The organism is Cystobacter fuscus (assembly GCF_002305875.1).
Lineage (GTDB): Bacteria > Myxococcota > Myxococcia > Myxococcales > Myxococcaceae > Cystobacter > Cystobacter fuscus_A.
The window spans coordinates 10,574,025-10,594,143 of sequence record NZ_CP022098.1 but is presented as its reverse complement, the minus strand read 5'-3'; the positions used below and the strand labels follow the sequence as shown (position 1 = coordinate 10,594,143).

Here is a 20,119-nt window from a genome sequence, read left to right as displayed (position 1 = left end):
TGCTCGCCCCCCTTTCGCGGATTTCCAGGACGGGAGATAAACTGGGCGGACCTCCGTCATGAGCGGGGGCTCCCAACCCAGAGGCATGTGATGAACGCTCAGGAGCGCAAGGCGGCCTACCGCCAGCGCGCGGAGAAGGGCGAGGCGGTCCCCGTCTCCGTCGTGCTCCCCGCCGACCTCGACACGCCGCTCTCCGCCTACCTCAAGCTCGGTGGCGCACGCGGTTTCATCCTCGAGTCCTGCCACGGTGGCGAGCGCTTCGGCCGCTACAGCCACGTCGCCACCGCGCCCAGCGGTCGGTTGAGGCTCGACTCCCGCGGCGGCACCCTCTGGCGCGGCGAGCAGTCGCAGCGTCTCGAAGGCAAGCCGCTCGACGTCCTGCGCTCCGTGTGGCGCGAGCACGCCGTGGCCACGCTCCCCGGTGAGCCTCCCTTCGTCGGCGGCCTGGTGGGCTACCTCGGCTACAACTGCATGTCCTGGTTCGAGCGCCATGTGCCCGATCGCCACCCCTCGGACGTCTCCTTCCCCGACTCCGAGTGGCTCGTGTGCGATGACTTCATCACCCTCGACTCGCGCTCCCAGACGCTCCAGGCCACCGCCATCGCCCGGCCCTCGCGCCATGGCAGCGTCTCCCAGGCCCTCCAGGACGCCGAGTCCCGCGCCGAGGCGATCGCCCAGCGCCTGCTGCGGCCCATCTCCGCGGACGCCTACGCCCCCTCTCCGCCCATGCGCGGCGAGCTGGACGTGAAGGTCGGCTGGGATCGCGCCGGCTACGAGGCCGCCGTGGAGCGCGTGAAGGAATACATCCGCGCCGGTGACTGCATGCAGGTGGTGCTCGCCCGCCGCTTCGAGGCGCGCGGTGCCCCGCCGCCCCTCTCCCTCTACCGCGCCCTGCGTCGCATCAACCCCTCGCCCTACCTCTTCCACATCGAGATGGGTGAGGCGCGGGCCCTCGTGGGCGCCTCGCCGGAGCTGCTCGTGCAGGTGCGCGACGGGGACGTGGTGGTTCGCCCCATCGCCGGCACCCGCCGCCGCGGCGCCACCGAGGCCGAGGACCTGGCACTCGAGAAGGAATTGCTCGCCGACGAGAAGGAGCGCGCCGAGCACATGATGCTCGTGGACCTGGGCCGCAATGACGTGGGCCGCGTGGCCGCTCCGGGCTCGGTGCGTGTCGAGGACCTCATGGTCATCGAGCGCTACAGCCACGTCATGCACATCGTCTCGCAGGTGCGTGGCCGGCTCGACGCGAAGTACGACGCGCTCGACGCGCTCGCGTGGACGTTCCCCGCGGGCACCGTGTCCGGCGCGCCGAAGATCCGCGCCATGCAGATCATCGACGAGCTGGAGCCCATGCGCCGCGGCCCCTACGCGGGCGCCGTGGGCTACCTGTCCTTCTGCGGCGCGCTGGACCTGGCCATCGCCCTGCGCACCTTCTACATCGATGGAGATCGCACCATGTGGCAGGCCGGCGCGGGGCTCGTGGCTGACTCGGTGCCCTCGAAGGAAGCGGATGAGACCGAGGCCAAGGCGCGCGTGCTCGCCACGGCCCTGAAGCAGGCCCGTGAGGGAGGTGTGCGGTGATCCTCGTCATCGACAACTACGACTCGTTCACCTTCAACCTCGTGCAGCTGCTCTACACCCTGGGCGCCGAGGTGAAGGTGGCTCGCAATGACGAAATCGACGCCGAGGGCGTGGCGGCCTCGGGCGCGTCGCACCTGGTGGTGTCGCCGGGGCCGTGCACGCCCAACGAGGCCGGGGTGAGCATGGCGGCCATCCGCGACGCCAAGGTGCCCGTGCTCGGCGTCTGTCTGGGACACCAGTCCATCGGCGCCGTCTTCGGCGGCCAGGTGGTGCGCGCCCCCGAGCCCGTGCACGGCAAGACGGTGGCCGTGCGCCACTCGGGCCAGAGCATCTTCACGGGCATGCCCATCGGCTTCCAGGCGGCGCGCTACCACTCGCTGGTGGTGGATGCGCCGAGCCTGCCCGCGGAGCTGGAGGCCACGGCGTGGTCTCCCGAGGGCCTCATCATGGGCCTGCGCCACCGCGAGCGCCCCGTGGTGGGCGTGCAGTTCCACCCCGAGAGCGTGCTCACGCCCGAGGGGCCCAGGCTCGTGCGCAACTTCCTCGACGGCCGCTTCTAACGGGCTCAGGGGCTCGCGGGGGCCGCCACCGGAGCGGGTGGCACCGCGGGCACCTGGAAGATGCCTTCCTCGCTCCCGCCGAGCACCCGGAGCACGGGCAGCACACTGCTCCGCTCGTCCGTCCACCGCGTGGGCGGCGGTCCGTCATAGGCGAGCCGTTCCACCCGCTTGCCCTCGCGCAGAAAGGTGTCTCCCGAGGAAAAGTGGGCGTCCGCGCTCAGGAGCATCCAACTGCTGTTGCGCGCCTCCCCCTTCGTCTCGGTGCTCACCAGGGTGGCGTGCAGGCCGCTGACCCAGGCGTGCGCCACGGCGATGGGCAACAGGTTCAGGTGCAGGTTGCTGATGTGCATCGCCAGCACGCCTCCCGGTGCCAGATGCCGCTGGTAGACGGCCACCGCCTCCTCGGTGAGCAGGTGGACCGGGATGGAGTCCGAGCTGAACACGTCCAGCGCGAGCACGTCGAAGCCCTGCGCCTCCCCCCGCGCCAGCTCCTGCTCCAGCATGATGCGCGCGTCGCCCTCCACCACCTCCACCCGGGCCGGTGAGTCGCCCAGGTACGAGAAGTAGCCGCCCAGGCCCCGCGCGAGGGCGATGACCTGGGGATCGATTTCATAGAAGCGCAGCGTGTCCCCGGCCCGTCCCAGGGCCGCCGTCGTTCCCACGCCCAATCCCAGCACTCCCACTCGCAGCGAGGTGGGCTTGCCCGCGGCCTCCCGCAGCCGCCGCTGCTCGGCGAGCGCCAGTCCCAGCCCGCTGTCGGCGGTGTAATACGCCGTGGGGCTCCCGCGCCGCTCGGGCCGGGTGTACTGGAAGCCATGGAGGATGCCGCCATGGTGCAGCATGAAGGCATGGTCCACGTCGTCGCGGCTCCTCGCCTCCGACACCTGCACCACCCCGAAGAAGCCCCGCCAGTACTGGAGCGCCTGACGCTCGTCGAGGAACGACTGGATGACGACGAACGACATGAGCAGCAGCAGCAGGGCCGGGACGTAGCGGGGGGCGGCCCGCGCGACCGTCTCCTCGGGAGCGCGGCGCAGCAGCAGCATCGCCGCGAGCAGGCAGCACACGCTCAGGGTGAGCGGGTACTCCAGGTAGAAGTGGAAGATGCGGGGCGCCACCAGGTGGACGAAGACCGCGCCGAGCACGCCGCCCGCGGAGACCCAGAGGTAGAAGGCGCCCAGGTGGCGCGGACCCGGCCTCAGTCGGTAGAGCTCGCCGTGGCACAGCAGGGCACCGGCCAGGAGCGCGAGGCCGCGGAAGAACAGCAGCGAGGACAGGGAGGCGAGCGAGCCTTGATAGGTGACGTAGCTCACCCCCACCGCGGCGACCAGGAGCGCGATCGCGGTGAGGGGGCGTGAGTAGAGCGTCTCGCGCTCGAAGGCGATGATGAAGGTCAGCAGGTAGAGCGCCAGCGGCAGCACCCAGACGAAGGGGCCGGCCGACACGTCGTGCGACAACTGGTTCGTGGTGGCCAGCAACAACACCGAGGCGCACGCGCTCAACCCCAGCCACGCCAGGGTGCGCGCCACGCCCGGAGCGGCCTCGGGGGCACTCTCCTCACGCGGCTGGGCGGGGACGTCCTCAAGGCGCAGCACGCTCCAGGCACACGCCGCGCCGCCCACGCAGAACACCAGGAAGCCTCCGGCCCAGACCCAGGCCTGGACTCCCCGGCCCAGCCAGGGCTCGACGAGCACGGGATAGGTGAGCAGGGCCAGCAGCGAGCCGGTGTTGGACAGGGCGTAGAGCCGGTAGGGCGAGGCCCCTGGACGCGCGCGGCTGAACCAGCTCTGCATGAGAGGCGCGGACGTGGACAGGGTGAAGAAGGGCAGGCCCAGCGTGGAGGCGAGCATGGCCAGCAGCCGCGCGCTGGAGATGCCCTCCGCCGTGGGGCGCCACTCGGGCCCGGGAGCCACCGGCGAGCCCCACACCACGGCTCGCACACCCAGCACCGCCACCGTCACGCCCAGCAGCGCCAGGTGCACCTGCGCCTGCCGCCGCGACGAGAGCCAGCGCGCGCTCGCGTGGGAATAGGCATAGCCGCCGAGCAGCATGACCTGGAAGAACAGCATGCAGGTCGTCCACGCCGCCGGAGTGCCACCGAACCAGGGCAGGGAGTACTTGCCCGCCAGCGGTTGCACGCCGAACAGGAGGAACGAGCTGAGGAAGAGGGTCGCGGCGTAACGGAGCATAGGCGGGGGGAGTGAGGCCCTCGCCGGAGCATACCGTCAGTCGGGGTGGGCCAACGAATCCAGGGCCCGCTCGTCCGCCCGCTCAGCGCTTCGTGTCGCGCCGCTTCTGCTGACGGGCCTGCTCCGCCCGGAGCGCCCCGCCGATGCGACGTCCCGCCACCAGCGTCATCTTCGAGACGGGGTTGCCCTGCTTCTTGGGCTTGGCGGGTTGCCAGCCAGCCAGGGAACTCGAACCGTATTTGTTCTTCATTCGTTGCCCTCCTCGTTCGTGAGGCTGCTACCAGCGCCCGCGGACTTCAACCCCGGGCCGCACGGGCCTCGAGCTTCGCCAGGAAGCGCTCGGTGAAGAGGTAGGCATCCCCGGGCCAGCGCGCGGAGACGTAGTCGCCATCCTCCACCACGAAGGCCGGCCCATGGTCCGTGGCCGTGCCTCGCCGGGAGTACTCGCGCGGCCCTCGCTCGAACTGCCCCGAGGGCGCCAGGGCCTCGCGGACCTCCTCCTCCACGTAGGCGGGATACGTGCGGTAGTAGCGCCCCAGCTTCCACGCGGTGAGGAAGTACGCCGCGCGCTCCATGTACTTGGGCAGGCACGTGGTGCGCCGGCCTCCCAGCAGGCTCTTGCCGGTGGACGGGTCCTTCGCCCGCGCGAGCACCAGTACCCCGTGGCAGATGGCCCCCACCGGCCGCCCGAGCTTCCAGAACGCCGCCACCTTCGCCTGGAGCGCCTCGCTGCCCAGGTACTGCCTCATGCCGGGCGCGTGTCCCCCGGGCAGCACCATCCCGTCATACGCCTCGGGGTCGATCGCCTCCCAGGTGATGGGCTTCTGGAAGGCGGGGCTCTGGATCATCTGCTCGTAGAAGCGCTTGGGCTCGGGCTCCGCGCCGAGCTTCCCGAAGATCACTCCCGTGAGCAGCAGCGGATCCGCGGCGGGTGTGGTTCCCCGCTCCGTGGCGAACACCACCTCGTGGCCCGCGTCCACCAGCAGGCGCCAGGGCACGGCCACCTCGGTCACATCGAAGTCTCGGTCTGGCAGGGGAATGATGACGCGGCGCGTAGAAGTCATGCCCGGCCCCTTCGCATGACCACCCCCGAGCCGGCAATACCCTTGGTGACGCGGTCAGGGCGGCTCCACGTCCTGGAAGGGCAGCACCCACGCGCTCACGCTGTCCCAGGGGCCGACCCGGGCCAGGTCCACCGTGGGGTCCACGAGCCGCTGCCGGGGCCTGCCATTGAGGCTCGCGAAGGCATTGACGCGCACCTCCACGCCCGGGTGTCCCCGCTCGGCGAAGTCGCGCGCCAGGTAGTGCGCGAACGTCAGCAGCATGTCCGGCTGCGTGGCCATCATCTTCACCTGGTAGGGCGCGAGGTACCTGCTCGGGGACACCACCCACCATTGGCCCGTGGTGGGCTCGCTGACGCGGAACTCCGCCATGCCGTCCTTCTCCATCAGCATCACGTTCCACGAGAAGCGGAAGCCCTCCTCCGTCCACATCACGTCGCCCGGGTAGAGCAGGTGGCGCAGGGGCAGCAGCACCTGCACGCCGAGGAACGCCGCGGCCAGCACGGGGCCCGTCCACGACGCGCGGAAGGTGGGGAACGTCGCCGGGGACGAGAGCGACGCGGGGAGCCGCCGCAGCCAGGCCCCGAGCCGCCGGGGCCAGTCCGGAGGGAAGAAGAGCAGCGCGCCGGAGATCATCACCCACGGGAACATGCCGATGGGGAAGAGCAGCCGGGTGATGACATGGAAGGTCACCACCGCCGCGAAGGCCAGCCCGCGCGTGCGCCGCCACAGCAGCGCGGGCACCACGCCCAGGTCGAACACCGCGCCGACGATGCTGAAGGCATGCGGGGCCCAGGGCAGCTCGAAGAACCGCCCGAGCACCGGCAGATCCGTGCTCGCCGCGAGCCAGATCTTCAACGGCTGGGCATGCACGAGCCAGTCCCGCTTGAGCTTGGCCACCCCGCCAAAGACATACACGAGGCCCACCTGCGCCCGCAGCAACCCCAGCCACCACGCGGGCACGGGGCCCTGACGGTCCAGGGGCAGCATCACCATCACCAGCCCCACCAGCGAGATGAAGTAGTAGTGGTTGAGGTAGTACGTCCGATCGATGAGGTGCGCGTACGTGAAGGTGAGCACGAACGTGAGCGCGCTCAGCCGGTACGCGACGCCGAAGGCAATCCCCAGCGCTCCCAGGCCCATCAACACGAAGTGGACATACATGCCCACGCCCGGCCAGGGGCGGATCCACTCCAGCCCCGCGAAGGGGAACAGCACCCGGGGCGCGAGGTAGTGCTCCTCGATCCACCCGTACGCGAAGAAGCGCGCGACGGCGAGGGTCATCAACAGCCCGAAGAGGACACGCCACGCCACGAGCGAGGCGCGATCCACGGGCGCGAAGAGCGCCGCGCCGAGCCGCTCGCGCATGCCAGGCGCGGCCTCAATCCCCATCGTTGTCGTTGAACTTGAGCGTCACACCCAGGTTGGCCACCACCTCCGAGGCGAGCGTGGCGCGCAGGTTGGAGAGCGCGGCGCGGGCGGCCTCCACCGACTCGCGGTTCTGGAGCAGGGCCGTGCGCAGCGGGGGCGGAATGGACTCGATCGCCGAGCGCACCGCCGCGAGTTCCCCCCGCACCGTCGTGTCCAGGGTCTTGTTGGTGGCGGCCACCACGCGCGACAGCCCTCCGTTGCCCTCCGGCCCCGTCCACAGCCGCTCCATGCCCACCAGCGCGTGCGTCAGGTCCGCGAGCGAGTTGTCGCTGCGCCGTGCCTCCTCCTCCTCGGGCCGCACGGTGCCACCGGTCTCGAATCCGAGCGGCTTGGACAGCTTGAGCTCCGCCACCTCCACCGAGCCGATGAGGCGATTGACGATCTCGTCCACCGCCTCCTTCTGGGTGGCGTACTTGCTGCCGCTGGTGCCCGCGCTCGCGAGCTGCGCGACGTAGTTGCCCTGATCCGGCTCCCACGCGTCGTGGACCTCCACCGCGTTGGTGTGCAGCACGGCCCCGAGCGCCTTCAGATAGGCCCGGCGGCGCGCTCCGGCGTCACCCTCGGTGAGCCGCGTGAGCACCGCCGCGTTGCCCGCCTGCGAGTCGAAGAGCACGTACTCCATGGCCATCATGCCCTTGCGGTTGGCGCCCAGCTCCCCGACGCTCTGCTCGGTCAGCGGCGTCGTGCCCGCGAGCAGGCTGTCGATGCCGCTCGTCGACGGCACCTGATCCACCGCGGCGCCCGTGTGCAGCTCCTCCGAGGGGCCGATGTGCAGCGCCTCCTGGATGCCCCAGGGCTCGCGCACGGAGCGCCACGCGGACTGGGCCGTGGCGAGCGTGGCCTCGGTGGGCGTGCGCTCCAGCTCCGTGAGCGCGGTGGCGAGCGTGCCCGTGCGCGTGTCGAAGTCCCGGTAGGTGGGCAGGATGGTCTTCTCGCCCAGCTCCCCGAGGAAGGTCGAGCGCAAGGTCGTGCCCTGCGAGTCTCCACACCCCGTGAGGGCGAGCGAGAGGAGGAGCGGGACGGACAACAGACGGCGCGAGAGGCGGTTCACAGGGACTCCAGGAAGCGCAGCAGTTGGGCGCGCTCGGTGGCGGAGAGGGTGCGGAAGCGCTCCCGGGCTTTTTCACCCTCGCCTCCGTGCCAGAGGATGGCCTCCTCCAGCGAGCGGGCGCGGCCATCGTGCAGGAAGCGCGTGTGGCGGTTGACCGTTTCCACGAGCCCGATGCCCCACAGCGGCGGCGTGCGCCACTCGTTGCCCGTGGCCTCGAAGTCCGGACGGTGGTCGGAGAGCGCCTCGCCCATGTCGTGCAACAGCAGGTCCGTGTACGGGAAGATGATCTGCCCGGACAGCTCGGGAGCGTCCTCCACCGTGCCTGTTTCGTGGCGAGGCACGTGGCAGGTCGCGCAGCCCACTTCGCGGAAGAGGCTCCGGCCGCGCAACACGTCCGGCGCGTCCGCGTCCCGGCGCGCGGGCACCGCCAGCATCCGCGAGTAGAACGTCACCTGGTTCAGCTTCTGCTCGTCCACCTCGGGCGTGCCCCCCTTGGGGGCCTGCTGGCAGGCCGTCTGCACCGGGGGACAATCCTCGTCGGGGAACAGCGCCGAGGTGATGCCGATGTCGCCCCGGAAGGCGCTCGTGTTCTGCTGGCTCAAGCTGGGCTGGTTGGCCTTCCAGCCGAAGCGTCCCACGCGCACCGCCCCGGCCTGCACATCCCAGACATGGTTGACCCGGCCCGAGATGCCATCTCCATCCCGGTCCTCGGGATCCGCGAGCTTCTCCAGCGCCGCGTCCGGAATGGCCTCGAGCAGGCCCAGGCCGATCATCACCGGCGCCACGCGCGGGCTCACCCTCAGCTCGGCGTGGGGCGCGCCGAAGGCCAGGTTCTCCAGCGTGTAGTGGGGCTCCTCCAGCGACCACGGCGTGCCGTCCGCGTACTGGCCCTCGTGGGTGTTGTACGAGAGCGCCATCTGCCCCTCGGCGGGGACGCCGAGGATGGAGAGCGGCTGGAGCTGACCTCCATAGACGGGATCCGCAAGGGGTCCCCCATGCTCGTCCACGCCGGGGATGCTCAGCCGGAAGAGCAGCGACAGGGGCTTCTCTCCCGGCTCGGTCGGGGGCTTGCCCCGGCCATCCTTGAAATGACATGCGGCGCACGACGAGGCGTTGAACGTCGGCCCCAGCCCGTCCAGGCCCTCGGCGGAGGCGGGCGCCGTCACCCAGTTGCGGTTGAACAGGGCGTTGCCCACGAAGAAGGCGTCGCGCCGCTCGCCCTGGAGGTTTCGGGCCGCCAGGGCGAAGGCGTTGCGTGTGGTGTCGTGGACCGTCGTCTCTCCGCCCGGCAACGCCTCCTCCGGCGTGGGAGCGTCGTCGTCACCACAGCCGCTGGCGAGCAGGCACAGGAGGGGGATGAGTGCGCGCCGCATGTCGGGTTACTCCAGGTTGAGTTGGATGCCGAGCGCGGTGGCCACGTCGACGAGCGTTTCCGTCTGCGCCCGCAGCGCGTCGATGGCAGCCTTCACCTTCTGCCGCCCCGGGCTGCTGTCATTGCCCATGATAGCCTGATCGAACGGGGCGGGAATCGCCTGGATGGCGTCGAGGCTGGCTTGCAGCCGCTGCTTCATCTTCTCGTCCAGCTTCGGATCCACCGCGGCCACCAGCTCGTCCAGGCCCGCGCCGTCCGTGCCGCCATAGCGCCCGAGGTACACGTTCTGGATGCCCAGCGCGTTGCCGTACAGGTCCGCGAGCGTGTTGTCGCTGAAGCAGGAGTGCTCGTCCTCCTGGTCCTTGTTGTCGTAGGCCACCGTCATGCGCTCGCCCGCCAGCTCCGCGCCGCTCAGGCTGCCCAGGCCAGTGAGTATCTTCAGCACGGCCTCCTTGGGGGCCTCGGCCACGAACGTCTTGCGGTAGTTGTCCTGGTTGGGCGTCCACGTCGCGCGCACGGACTCCAGGTCCTCCACCAACTGCTTCGTCACGAGGCTCAGGTACTGCCGGCGCCGCTCGGCGTTGGACGGCGTGATCCCGTCGACGAAGTCCGTATAGGGCCGGTTGCCCGGGCCCGTGGTGCTCTCGTCCTTGCCCCACAGCAGGAACTCGATGGCGTGGTAGCCCGAGGAGATGTTCGTCTCTCCATCGCGCTCGTTCATCGAGGTGATCAGCTCCTGGCTCAGCGGCTCCCGGCCGTCGATGATGCCGTCGATGTACGCCTCGTCCAGCGGCCAGGCGTTGATCTGCCCCTCGGGGCCGGTGTCCTCGTCGTCGATGGGGCCGCCGTAGAAGCGGAAGGCCTCGCTCTGGCCATAGGAGGTGCGCGCGTCGAGCCACGCCTGGCGCGCCCCCACCAGCTTCGCCTCGGTCGGATCAGCCACGAAGACCTCCACCGCCGCGCGCAGTGCCTCGGCCTGCTTCACCACGTCCGTGTAGTTCTCGTACGTCAGCGCCGCGTAGCGCTCCACCACCGGCCGCGCGCGCGACTCCTCCAGCGCATTCGTGCCACAGCCCGCGGTGAACAGCGTGCCCGCCGCCATCAATGCCAGCCAACCCTGCTTCGTCATGACCAACCCCCTCGTCGAGAGTGCTTTCGTAATGAATTTGCTAATCATTGTCAAAACGTGGGTCCCCAAGGATTCCGGGACGCGCGGTGCCAGAGCCGTTCACAGCGAGTCGAGGAAGGCGAGGAGGGCGTCACGCTCGGCGCGGGACAGGCGGAGCACCGCGTCGCGGGCGGATTGGGCCTCGCCGCCGTGCCAGAGGATGGCCTCGAGCACCGTGCGGGCCCGGCCATCGTGGAGCAGGCGCGTGTGGCCGCTGACGGTGCGCGTCAGGCCGAGGCCCCACAGCGGGGGCGTGCGCCACTCATTGCCGGTGGCGAGGAAGTCGTCATAGCCGTCGGCGAGCGCATCTCCCAGGTCATGCAGGAGCAGGTCCGAGTAGGGCCACAATCGCTGGTGGGAGAGCTCCGGGCGGCCTTCCACCTCTCCCGTCTCGAGCGAGGGCCGGTGGCAGCGGGCGCAGCCCACGCGGTGGAAGACGTCCTTGCCCTGGAGCACCTGGGGCTGGTCGTGTCCGCGGCGGGCGGGGACGGCGAGCGCGGCGGTGTAGGCGGTGAGGGCGGCCAGCTTGCCCTCGTCCAGCTCGGGGGAGCCGCCGGAGGAGGCCGAGAGGCAGGTGGCTTGCGCGGAGGTGCAGGACTCGGTGGGGAAGAGCGGCGAGGTGATGCCGAGGTCTCCCTTCATGGCCGCGGCGTTCTGCTGCTCCAGGTCGGGCTGGTTGGCCTTCCAGCCGAAGCGGCCTGGCTCCCACCGCCCCCGGCGCACGCTCCACACCCGGTTGGGCCGCCCGGAGATGCCGTCTCCATCCGCGTCCTCGGGATCCGCCCATTCGAGGAGGCGCTCCTCGGGCACGGCCGCCAGCAGCCCCGGCCCCACCAGCGGCTGCGCCACTCGCGGAGACAGGCGCACGTTCGGGGACAGCGGCCCGTGGGCGAGCTGTGAGAGGACGTACACGGGCGCGCGCAGCGTCCAGGGCTCTCCATCCGCGAAGGTGCCCGAGCGCTCCTCCCAGGTGATCGTGGCGCGTCCCTCGGCGGGCACTCCGGAAATGGCCCGCGTCTGGAGCTGATCTCCATAGGTGGGCTCGGGCCGGGGCCCTCCATGCTCGCCCTCGCCGGGCACGCTCAGGCGCAGGAGCAGCGAGACCGTGGGCTGATCGGCGCCCTGGGGTGGTGCACCGCGTCCGTTCTGGAAGTGGCACGCCTCGCAGGACACGGAGTTGAAGAGCGGTCCGAGGCCATCGCGATCTTCTCGTGAGTCGGGCGCCGCGAACCAGTCCGCCTCGAACAGGGCTTCCCCCGCGCCGAACGCGGACAGCCGCGACAGGGGGAGCGAGGGCGCGGGACGCGAGAAGGCCTGCGCGCTCGTGTCCTGGACCGTGGCTTCGCCTCCGGGCTTCTCCTCCCCGGCCTCCACCACCGCATGGCCCTGGTGGGGGTCGTCATCCGGTGCCCGCGAGGTCGGGCCACATGCCGCGAGCAGGCCCCAGCCGACGGTGACGAGCGCGTGCGCGGGCTTCATGGGAACACCACCGGGAGGGGAGTCGGAGAGCGGGGAGAGCCCTCGGAGGGCGTGCTCGCGCCGAGCTGCCCGTCGTGGTTGGCGCCCCAGGCGAGGCAGTCCCCTTCCCGGGTGAAGGCGAGCGTGTGCAGGGAACCCGCCGCCACGGCGCGCGCGGGCCCGAGCCCCTGGACCTGGATGGGCCTCGGCCGCTCCGCGAGGCTGCCATCCCCGAGCTGCGCGTTGGAGTTCTGCCCCCACGCCCAGAGCGTCCCCGAGGCCGAGAGCGCGAAGCCGACGTTGTTGAGGGCGGACACGGCCACTGCGTCCGTCACCTCCAGCACGTCCACGGGTTGGGCCCGGCTTCCGAGCATCCCACTCTTGCCATGGCCGAGCTGTCCCGACATGCCCAGGCCCCACGCCCGCACGCGGCCGTCCGCGCCGAGCGCCAGCACATGGCCTCGTCCCGTCGCGATGTCCACCACCCGGCCGAGGTGCGCCACCTCCAGGGGCTCGGGGTGGGGCGTGGCATCCAGCTCTCCGTTGCCGAGCTGTCCATCGCCGTTGTCGCCCCAGGTGAAGACGGTGCCATCGCGGCGCAGCGCCACGGAGTGCGCGGTGCCCACGGCCACGCGGACGATGTCCGACAGGCCGGGCACGGGCGTGGGGGCCTTCACGGGCGCGGTCGAGCCGAGCCCCAGTTGTCCCTTCGTGTTGCTTCCCACCGCGAGCACCGTGCCGTCGGCGAGCAGCAGCAGGGCATGGCTCGTGCCGAGCGCCGCGTCCACCACGGGGCCGGGAGTCTCCACCCGGGTGGGTGTGGAGGGCGACTGTCGTGCCGGGACGAGTCCCGAGGGCAGCGTGCCCCAGGCCCATGCGCTGCCGTCCTCCACGAGGGCGAGGGTCGAGGAGGGACCGGCCACCACCGCGCGCACCGGCGCGAGCCCTGGGACGGGGAGGGGCGTGTTCCCGGCGTCCGGGCGTCCCAGTTGCCCCGCGTCGTTGCCGCCCCAGGTGAAGAGCTGGCCATCGCGCAGGGCCGCCGAGTGCGACAGCCCCGCGGCGAGCGAGGTGCCCCACGAGAAGCGCACCTCGGCCACGCCCGTGTTGCCCGCCGCGTCCACGGCCTCCACGCGCAGGTGGTTGGTGCCCGGGAGGGGGCGGCCCTCGAGGGTGAAGGACTCCGAGGGCGTGAAGTCCACGGGCGGCGCGCCATTGAGGGACCAGGTGGCGCGCACCACGCCCTGCTCATCCTCGAGCGCTCCCCGGACATGCACCTGGAAGGCGGCGACGTCCTGCCCCTCGGCGGGGGAGAGGAGGCGCACGTGGGGCGCCTGGGTGTCGGGCGCGGGCGGAGCCGGGCGCGTGGGCTCCTGGCCACAGGCGAGGGCGCACAGCGCGAGCAGCGGGCTTCCGGCGCGGAGGGCGGCTCTCGGGCTCATGGCAACACCACCTGCTGGGGCAGGGGATAGGCCCACTGCTCCAACTGGTCCGAGCCGCCGCCCAGCGAGCCCCCCACGCTCCAGCCCCAGGCGAACAGCGGTCCGTCCCGATGGTGGGCGATGACATGGGTGGCGCCGGGGCTCACGTCGTCCAGTCCGGTGAGGGGCTCCCGGGGCTCCACGCGCAGCAGCACGGGGGTGGTGGGCACGGAGGCCCGGGTGGTGTCTCCCGTGCCGAGCTGTCCATTGGCGTTCTCACCCCAGCCCCACAGCGTGCCGTCGCGTCGGAGGGCGAAGCTCATGGTGCCCTGGGCGAAGACGGCGGTGGCGTCCGTGAGACCCTGGATCTGGACGGGGCTGTCGCGCTGGTCCTCCGCGCCCACCTGCCCATCGCCGAGCTGGCCGCTGGCGTTGAGGCCCCAGGCGGACACCGTGCCGTCCTCGTGCAGGGCGAGCAGGTGGTCGCGCCCGTTGGCGAGGTCCACCACGCCAGTGAGGCCGGGCACGCGCGTGGGCGTGGGGTGGGGCTCGTCGTCCTGGGTGCCGAGGCCGAGGTTGCCGTAGCCATTGTTGCCCCACACCCAGACGGTGCCATCGCGGCGCACCGCGGCCGAGTGCTGCGAGCCGCCGATGACCCGGACGACATCGGTGAGCCCGGAGACGGGTACGGGGAAGTGCCTATCGGTGGTGGTGCCGTCGCCGAGCTGGCCGTTGTTGTTCTGGCCGAAGGCGGACACGTGCCCGTCCCGGTGCAGCACCAGCATGTGCCGGTAGCCCACCGCGGCGGCCACCGCGTCGGAGATGCCCGGCACGCGCGTGGGCACCAGGCGCACCGTCGTGTCGGAGGCGCCGGGGGCCGCCTGGCCGAGCTGGCCGCTCGCGTTGTCTCCCCACGTCCACACCGAGCCGTCCCGATGAATCGCCAGGGAGTTGTTCTGGGCGAAGGCGATGGCGGCCACGTCCGTGAGCCCCTCCACCTTCACCGGGCTCTTGCTGTTCGTGGTGCTCCCGAGCCCGAGCTGCCCCCGGTTGTTGCGTCCCCAGGTATAGAGGACGCCGTCGCGCACCGCCCCCCCGTGCAGCGCTCCCGCACCCGTCTGGTTGCCGAGGGTGAAGCTCACCGAGGTCTTCGCCTCGTTGCCCCGCGTGTCGCGCGCGTGCACCACCAGGAGGTTGCGGCCCGGACGTGGCTGGAGTTCGAAGCCCAGCTCCTGGCGCGTCCCGCCCTCCGCGCCGAGCGCCACCGGCTCCCCTTCGTTGAGCCGCCAGCTCAGCTCCGCGAGCCCCGAGTCATCCTCCACCGTGCCCGCCACCTGGAAGCGCGCGAGCGCCACGCGCGACGCGTCCAGCGGCGTGGTGAGCGTGATGCGAGGCGCTTCCGTGTCTGTCTCCGGCGGGTCCACCTCCCTCTCTCCACACGCCCCCAGCAGCGCCAGCAGCAGAAGGGGGGTAGACCGGGAGTTGAAATTGACTCGCAATATCGACATGCAGGCGCGCTTGTAACAGGGCGCGTCTTCGGGGCGCAAGGGGACGGGGGGGGCCGCCCCGGAAGGTTACTTGTTCAAGTGGTGCGTGTCGTTCCAGCGCTGGATGACGGGCTGGTTGGCGTCATCCTGGTGGACGGTGAGCACGCTGATGGAGCCGGTGTTGAGCACGAAGAGGCGCCCGTCGGTGGGCGCCAGGCCCAGCCAGCGCGCGGTGAGCACGCGCAGCAGGTGGCCGTGGGAGAAGAGGAGCACGGGGCCCTTGGCCTTGTAGATGCCGGCGATGACGCGGTCGGCGCGCAGGCCCACGTCCTTGAGCTTCTCTCCGCCTGGCACGCCCTTCTTCCAGATGCTCCAGTCCGGCTCCAGGGCGCGGATCTCCGCCTTGGTCTTGCCCTCGAAGGTGCCGTAGTCCCACTCCGTCAGGTCCGCGCGCTGCTCGGCGCCGTGGCCCTGGTTGGCCAGCTCGCACGTGTCGATCGCCCGGCGCAGGGGGCTGGTCCATATGGCGGCGAAGTCCCACTGGCGCAGGGGCTCGCGCAGCTTCAGCGCCATCTGCCGCCCTTCTTCCAGCAGGGGCAGGTCCGTGCGGCCCGTGTGGTGGCCGGTGCGGCTCCACGCGGTTTCTCCGTGGCGGACGAGAACGACGAGCGGCAGGGTCTGATTCATCGAGGACCTCGAGGGGGATGCTCCGGGGGGGAGGAGCAAGCAGGCGAGCTTGGGGTTTTAAGAAGTATTAACGGAAGACCTGGAGCCTTGGGGGGCGGAGTCATTCATGACACAACGCGGTAGCGACCGTGTGCCGGACGCGGCGTCCATCAATCATCTGTGAGGAGTCGTGCGCTAATGGATGTCGGCAAGGGGATGGAGCACTTCGCCCGGTTGTCCTACCGGCACCCCGGGCGGGTGCTCGCGGGAGTCCTGGCCGTGGCGCTGATGGCGGGGCTGTTGGCCTCGCGCCTGGGCTTCCATGGCTCGTTCGTGGAGCTGCTCCCGGCGAATACCGTGGAGGTGCGCGACCTGGAGGCCGTGTCCCGGAAGGCCGGAGGCGATGGGTACCTCGTCCTGCGCGCCATGGGGGCCACCCCCGAGGAGCTGCGCCGCTTCGCCCAGGCACTGGCGCCCCGGCTCGAGGCGCTGGAGGAGGTGCGCTACGTCGAGTACCGCTATGACACGCGCTTCTTCACGGACCGGGCCCTCCTGTTGCTCTCCGCGCCCAGGCTCAAGGCGCTGCGCGAGGACCTCCAGGAGGCGGTGCGACAGCACAAGCGCGCCGCCAACCCGCTCTACGTGGACCTGGGGGCGGAGAGCAAGCCGCCCCTGTCGTTCGAGGAGATCGCCCGCCGGCACTCGCCGACGCTGGGGGTGAGCGAGTACCTGAGCTCTCCGGATGGGCGGGAGCTGTACCTGTTCGTGAAGCCGTCGGGGCTGGCGGGAGACCTGGTCTTCGCCCGGCGGCTGGTGACGCGCGTGCGGGAGACGAGCGCCGAGGTGGCGCGGGGCTTCCCCGGGGTGAAGACGGACGCGACGGGCGCGCACGTGCTGCGGCTGGAGGAGGACCGGCGGATGCGCGAGGATCTCACGCGCGCCTCGCTCTTGTCGGGCATCATCGCGGCGCTCATCGTGGCCGTGTCGTGCCGGCGCCTCACGGCGCTGCTGGTGGTGGGCGCGCCCGTGGGCGTGGGCCTGCTCGTCACGTTCGCGATGGTGCAACTCACTATCGGCTACCTCAACATCATCACCGGCTTCCTCGTGGCCATCCTCATCGGCCTGGGCATCGAGTACGGCCTGCACCTGGCGATGCGCTACGCCGAGGAGCGCCGGGGTCTGCCCGCCGAGGCGGCCCTGCGCGAGGCGGTGCTGGGCACATGGGCGGGCGCGCTGACGTCGGCCTGCACCAACGCCGCCGCCTTCGCCGCGCTCACGCTCGCCGAGTTCCAGGCCTTCGCCCAGTTCGGGTGGATCGCCGCCGCGGGCGTGCTGTCCACGGTGCTGGCCACGTATCTGGTGGGCCCCTCGCTCATCGCCCTGGCCGAGCGGCTGCGGCCCCTGCGCGCCGCGCAGCCCCTGCCGGCCCGGCCTCCGCGTCCGCCGCGGGGGCCCGTGCCCCGCTCCCTGCTGGTGGCCGTGGTGGTGGGCGTGTGCGCGCTCGTCGCGTACTCGGCGTCGGTGGCGGGCTCTATCGGCTTCGAGCCGGACATGCGCAAGCTGCGCGGGGAGTTCGCCGCCACCCGGCTGGACGACCACATCATCTCCCAGCTCGGGCGGCGCCACGCGCCCACGGTGTTCCTCACGCCGGACGTGGCGCAGGCGGAGCGGCTCGCGAGCGCGCTGCGTGAGCTGGAGGCCCGCCACGGCGAGGACCGCATCTTCTCGGAGGTGGCCTCGCTCAGTGACTTCCTGCCGCGCACGGGCGCGGACGTGGAGGCCGAGCGCGCCGCCCTGCGCACCTTCGTGGAGGGCCTGCCCGAGGTCGCCCGGGAGTCGGAGAAGGTGCGCCCCGCGCTCGAGCGGCTGGAGGCGCTGCTCGCGGCCAGGCCCTACGGGGTGGAGGCGTTGCCCGCGGAGGTGCGCCGCCGCTTCACCGCGCTGGATGGCGAGGGCAGCTTCGTGATGGCCTTCAAGAACGAGTCCCTCTCCGACACGGACGCGCTGCACCGCTTCGGCGCGCAGATGGAGGAGCTGCGCGAGGTGGCGCGGGAGAGGGGCCTGGAGGTCCAGGTGCTCGACTCGAACCTCATCGCCTACCGCATCTTCGATCTGGTGGAGAAGGACGGCCCCTGGCTGCTGCTCGCGGCGAGCCTGGCGGTGTTCGCGATGATCACCCTGAGCCTGCGCAGCCTGCGCCGGGCGGGGCTGGTGGCGGGGCCGTTGTACCTGGGGCTCGCGTGCCTGCCGGCGGCGATGCACCTGTACGGGCTCAAGCTCAACTTCATCAACGCCGTGGTGCTGCCCAACCTGCTGGCCATCGCCGTGGACAACGCGGTGCACCTCTACCACCGCTACCGCGAGGAGGGGCCGGGCTCGCTGTCCCACGTGGTGCGCACCACGGGCGTGGCGGCGGTGGTGGCCACGCTCTCCAACGCGGCGGGCTACGGCGCGCTGCTCACGGCGCGCCACCCGGGGCTGCACTCCATCGGAGAGCTGGCGCTCTTGGGCGTGGGCTGCTCGTTCCTGGGGACGACGGTGCTCTTCCCCTCGCTGCTCGCGCTGCTGGAGCGCCGCCCGCCGGACATGGCGGACGGCGAGAGCGTGCTGGCGTCCCTGCCGCTGCCCGAGGTGGAGCCGGAGGAAGACGTCCGGCCCAGCACCTGAGCGCGCTCAGCGCTTGAGGCCGCGCTTGATGTCGGCGCACACCTGACGGGCCGCGGAGGGCCCATCCGCCTGGGCGGCGCGCACGATGGCGCTGCCCACCACGACGCCATCCGCGTGGGCGCCCACCACCCGGGCCTGCTCGGCCGAGGAGATGCCGAAGCCCGCCACCACCGGCACCGGGGAGACGCGGCGCACCAGCTCCAGGCGCTCGGACAGGTCCGCCGGGAGCTGCGAGCGCATGCCCGTCACGCCCGCCACCGACACGCAGTAGACGAAGCCCCGCGCGTCCTTGGCGATGCTCTCCGCCCGCTTGGGCGACGTGGTGGGCGCGCACAGGGGGATGAGCTCCAACCCCTCGCGGTCGAACGCCTGGCGGATGTCGATGCTCTCCTCGGGCGGCAGGTCCGGCAGGATGGTGCCCGACACGCCGCGCTCCCGGGCGAGCTTCGCGTAGCGCTCCTCACCCAGGGCCATGATGACGTTGACGTAGGTCATCACCACCAGGGGCGTCTGGGGGCAGCGCTCGCGCACGGCGGGCACCACCTCGTCCAGCACGCGCCGCAGCGTGGAGCCGGCCTTGAGCGCCCGCTCGGACGCGCCCTGGATGACGGGGCCGTCGGCGATGGGATCGCTGAACGCCACGCCAATCTCCAGGATGTCCGCGCCGCCCTCCACGCACGCGGCGAACACGTCCACCGAGCGGGGAAGATCCGGATCTCCCGCCATGGCGTACGCCACCAGCGCGCCCTCTCCACGGGCCCTGGCCCGGGCGAATGCGTCCGCGATTGCCCCGCTCATGCTCCCTCCAGACGGATGGCGGGAGGCACGCCCCGCGCCGCGATGGTGGCCACGTCCTTGTCGCCGCGGCCCGAACAATTGATGACCAGGTACTTGCCCTTGCCCAGCTCGCGCGCCAGCTCCCCCGCGCGCGCGAAGGCGTGCGAGGACTCGAGCGCGGGGAGGATGCCCTCGTTGCGGCACACCTCGTAGAAGGCCTTGAGCGCCTCGTCGTCCGTGGCGGTGCGCACCTCCACCCGCCCCGTCTTCGCCAGGTACGCCAGCTCCGGCCCCACGCCCGGGTAGTCCAGGCCCGCGGAGATGGAGTGCGCCTCCATGATCTGCCCGTGCTCGTCCTGGAGCACCAGCGAGCGCGAGCCATGCAGCACGCCCTCGGTGCCCAGCGTCAGGGACGCGCCATGCTGGCCCGAGTCGAGCCCGTGGCCACCGGCCTCCACGCCGACGAGCCGCACGTTCTTGTCGCCGATGAAGGGGTGGAGGATGCCGATGGCGTTCGAGCCGCCGCCGATGCACGCGATGATGGCGTCGGGAAGCTGGCCGAAGGCCACGAGCGACTGGGTGCGCACTTCCTTGCCGATGACGGATTGGAAGTCGCGGACGATGGTGGGGTAGGGGTGGGGCCCGGCCGCGCTGCCGATGACGTAGTGGGTGTCATGAATCTGCGCCACCCACACGCGCATGGCCTCGTTCATCGCGTCCTTGAGGGTGCGCGAGCCCGACTCCACCGCGTGCACCGTGGCGCCCAGGGCCTTCATGCGGAAGACGTTGAGCGACTGGCGCTCCACGTCCAGCGCGCCCATGTACACCTCGCAGGGCAGGCCGAACAGCGCGCACGCGGTGGCGGTGGCGACTCCGTGCTGGCCCGCGCCCGTCTCCGCGATGATGCGCTTCTTGCCCATGCGCTTGGCCAGCAGCACCTGGCCGATGGTGTTGTTGATCTTGTGCGCGCCCGTGTGCGCCAGGTCCTCGCGCTTGAGCCACACCTCGGCGCCACCCCACAGCGTGGTGAGCCGGCGCGCGGGCGTCAGCGGCGTCTCGCGCCCGACGAACTCGCGCAGCACCTGCGCCACCTGCTCGCCGAAGGACGGATCCTTCTGGGCCTCGGCGTAGGCGAGCTCCAACTCCTGATGCGCCGGCACCAACGTCTCCGGCACGTAACGGCCGCCGTAACGGCCGAAGCGGCCCGGGGCGGTTTTCGTGTCCATGGTC

Annotated in this window: 16 protein-coding genes; 3 read left to right on the top strand and 13 right to left on the bottom strand. The window is 71.4% G+C overall.

Features of this window, described 5'->3' with window-relative positions; translation table 11 throughout:
- Window positions 1-90 precede the first annotated feature (90 nt).
- Both CYFUS_RS42980 and CYFUS_RS42975 read left to right on the top strand, forming a co-directional pair.
- Entirely contained in the window at window positions 91-1,581 is a 1,491-nt protein-coding gene (locus CYFUS_RS42980) for an anthranilate synthase component I family protein (protein WP_095990492.1), read from the top strand.
- Complete coding sequence (locus CYFUS_RS42975) at window positions 1,578-2,141, top strand: anthranilate synthase component II (protein ID WP_095990491.1); 564 nt, start codon at window positions 1,578-1,580, stop codon at window positions 2,139-2,141. The genes CYFUS_RS42980 and CYFUS_RS42975 overlap by 4 nt, the downstream gene beginning before the upstream one ends.
- Before the next feature lie 5 nt (window positions 2,142-2,146).
- On the opposite strand, the gene CYFUS_RS42970 is transcribed toward CYFUS_RS42975, so the two are convergent.
- From CYFUS_RS42970 to CYFUS_RS42925, 11 genes are all read right to left on the bottom strand, one after another.
- On the bottom strand, window positions 2,147-4,330 hold the full coding sequence (locus CYFUS_RS42970; RefSeq protein ID WP_095990490.1) for a spermidine synthase: 2,184 nt from the start codon (window positions 4,328-4,330) through the stop codon (window positions 2,147-2,149).
- A gap of 82 nt (window positions 4,331-4,412) precedes the next feature.
- Window positions 4,413-4,580, bottom strand: coding sequence for a hypothetical protein (locus CYFUS_RS51355; protein ID WP_002622900.1), 168 nt, complete (start codon window positions 4,578-4,580; stop codon window positions 4,413-4,415).
- A gap of 46 nt (window positions 4,581-4,626) precedes the next feature.
- Window positions 4,627-5,394, bottom strand: a complete 768-nt coding sequence (locus CYFUS_RS42965) for a type 1 glutamine amidotransferase domain-containing protein (RefSeq protein WP_095990489.1) — start codon at window positions 5,392-5,394, stop codon at window positions 4,627-4,629.
- A 54-nt stretch (window positions 5,395-5,448) separates the two neighbouring features.
- A complete protein-coding gene (locus CYFUS_RS42960; protein WP_157758980.1) occupies window positions 5,449-6,759 on the bottom strand; it encodes an HTTM domain-containing protein in 1,311 nt (436 codons plus the stop codon).
- 13 nt (window positions 6,760-6,772) lie between these two features.
- Window positions 6,773-7,873, bottom strand: a complete 1,101-nt coding sequence (locus tag CYFUS_RS42955; RefSeq protein WP_095990487.1) for an imelysin family protein — start codon at window positions 7,871-7,873, stop codon at window positions 6,773-6,775.
- Window positions 7,870-9,246, bottom strand: a complete 1,377-nt coding sequence (locus CYFUS_RS42950) for a di-heme oxidoredictase family protein (protein WP_095990486.1) — start codon at window positions 9,244-9,246, stop codon at window positions 7,870-7,872. The genes CYFUS_RS42955 and CYFUS_RS42950 overlap by 4 nt, the downstream gene beginning before the upstream one ends.
- A gap of 6 nt (window positions 9,247-9,252) precedes the next feature.
- Complete coding sequence (locus CYFUS_RS42945; protein WP_095990485.1) at window positions 9,253-10,374, bottom strand: imelysin family protein; 1,122 nt, start codon at window positions 10,372-10,374, stop codon at window positions 9,253-9,255.
- A gap of 99 nt (window positions 10,375-10,473) precedes the next feature.
- Window positions 10,474-11,892: a di-heme oxidoredictase family protein gene (locus CYFUS_RS42940; RefSeq protein ID WP_095990484.1), complete on the bottom strand. Its 1,419-nt coding sequence runs from the start codon at window positions 11,890-11,892 to the stop codon at window positions 10,474-10,476.
- The gene (locus CYFUS_RS42935) at window positions 11,889-13,313 is read right to left on the bottom strand and encodes an RCC1 domain-containing protein (RefSeq protein ID WP_095990483.1); all 1,425 of its coding nucleotides are present in this window, start codon (window positions 13,311-13,313) and stop codon (window positions 11,889-11,891) included. Before CYFUS_RS42935 ends, CYFUS_RS42940 begins: the two co-directional genes overlap by 4 nt.
- On the bottom strand, window positions 13,310-14,800 hold the full coding sequence (locus CYFUS_RS42930; RefSeq protein WP_157758979.1) for an RCC1 domain-containing protein: 1,491 nt from the start codon (window positions 14,798-14,800) through the stop codon (window positions 13,310-13,312). Before CYFUS_RS42930 ends, CYFUS_RS42935 begins: the two co-directional genes overlap by 4 nt.
- Window positions 14,801-14,866: 66 nt before the next feature.
- On the bottom strand, window positions 14,867-15,466 hold the full coding sequence (locus tag CYFUS_RS42925; RefSeq protein WP_095990481.1) for a histidine phosphatase family protein: 600 nt from the start codon (window positions 15,464-15,466) through the stop codon (window positions 14,867-14,869).
- A 177-nt stretch (window positions 15,467-15,643) separates the two neighbouring features.
- Between CYFUS_RS42925 and CYFUS_RS42920 the strand changes: the two genes are divergently transcribed.
- Window positions 15,644-18,112, top strand: a complete 2,469-nt coding sequence (locus CYFUS_RS42920) for an efflux RND transporter permease subunit (RefSeq protein ID WP_269770179.1) — start codon at window positions 15,644-15,646, stop codon at window positions 18,110-18,112.
- 6 nt (window positions 18,113-18,118) lie between these two features.
- Here CYFUS_RS42920 and trpA read toward each other — a convergent pair whose 3' ends face one another.
- Both trpA and trpB read right to left on the bottom strand, forming a co-directional pair.
- A complete protein-coding gene (gene trpA, locus CYFUS_RS42915; protein WP_095990480.1) occupies window positions 18,119-18,910 on the bottom strand; it encodes a tryptophan synthase subunit alpha in 792 nt (263 codons plus the stop codon).
- Window positions 18,907-20,115: a tryptophan synthase subunit beta gene (trpB, locus tag CYFUS_RS42910; protein WP_095990479.1), complete on the bottom strand. Its 1,209-nt coding sequence runs from the start codon at window positions 20,113-20,115 to the stop codon at window positions 18,907-18,909. The genes trpA and trpB overlap by 4 nt, the downstream gene beginning before the upstream one ends.
- Between the last annotated feature and the right edge of the window lie 4 nt (window positions 20,116-20,119).

Excerpts from the sequence above, each read along its gene's own strand:
- trpB (WP_095990479.1), bottom strand. The coding sequence starts at position 20,115 with ATGGACACGAAAACCGCCCCGGGCCGCTTCGGCCGTTACGGCGGCCGT.
- CYFUS_RS42935 (WP_095990483.1), bottom strand. The coding sequence starts at position 13,313 with ATGAGCCCGAGAGCCGCCCTCCGCGCCGGAAGCCCGCTGCTCGCGCTG.
- CYFUS_RS42960 (WP_157758980.1), bottom strand. The coding sequence starts at position 6,759 with ATGCGCGAGCGGCTCGGCGCGGCGCTCTTCGCGCCCGTGGATCGCGCC.
- CYFUS_RS42920 (WP_269770179.1), top strand. The coding sequence starts at position 15,644 with ATGGATGTCGGCAAGGGGATGGAGCACTTCGCCCGGTTGTCCTACCGG.
- trpA (WP_095990480.1), bottom strand. The coding sequence starts at position 18,910 with ATGAGCGGGGCAATCGCGGACGCATTCGCCCGGGCCAGGGCCCGTGGA.
- CYFUS_RS42970 (WP_095990490.1), bottom strand. The coding sequence starts at position 4,330 with ATGCTCCGTTACGCCGCGACCCTCTTCCTCAGCTCGTTCCTCCTGTTC.
- CYFUS_RS42925 (WP_095990481.1), bottom strand. The coding sequence starts at position 15,466 with ATGAATCAGACCCTGCCGCTCGTCGTTCTCGTCCGCCACGGAGAAACC.
- CYFUS_RS42950 (WP_095990486.1), bottom strand. The coding sequence starts at position 9,246 with ATGCGGCGCGCACTCATCCCCCTCCTGTGCCTGCTCGCCAGCGGCTGT.
- CYFUS_RS42940 (WP_095990484.1), bottom strand. The coding sequence starts at position 11,892 with ATGAAGCCCGCGCACGCGCTCGTCACCGTCGGCTGGGGCCTGCTCGCG.
- CYFUS_RS42980 (WP_095990492.1), top strand. The coding sequence starts at position 91 with ATGAACGCTCAGGAGCGCAAGGCGGCCTACCGCCAGCGCGCGGAGAAG.
- CYFUS_RS42965 (WP_095990489.1), bottom strand. The coding sequence starts at position 5,394 with ATGACTTCTACGCGCCGCGTCATCATTCCCCTGCCAGACCGAGACTTC.
- CYFUS_RS42945 (WP_095990485.1), bottom strand. The coding sequence starts at position 10,374 with ATGACGAAGCAGGGTTGGCTGGCATTGATGGCGGCGGGCACGCTGTTC.
- CYFUS_RS42930 (WP_157758979.1), bottom strand. The coding sequence starts at position 14,800 with ATGTCGATATTGCGAGTCAATTTCAACTCCCGGTCTACCCCCCTTCTG.
- CYFUS_RS51355 (WP_002622900.1), bottom strand. The coding sequence starts at position 4,580 with ATGAAGAACAAATACGGTTCGAGTTCCCTGGCTGGCTGGCAACCCGCC.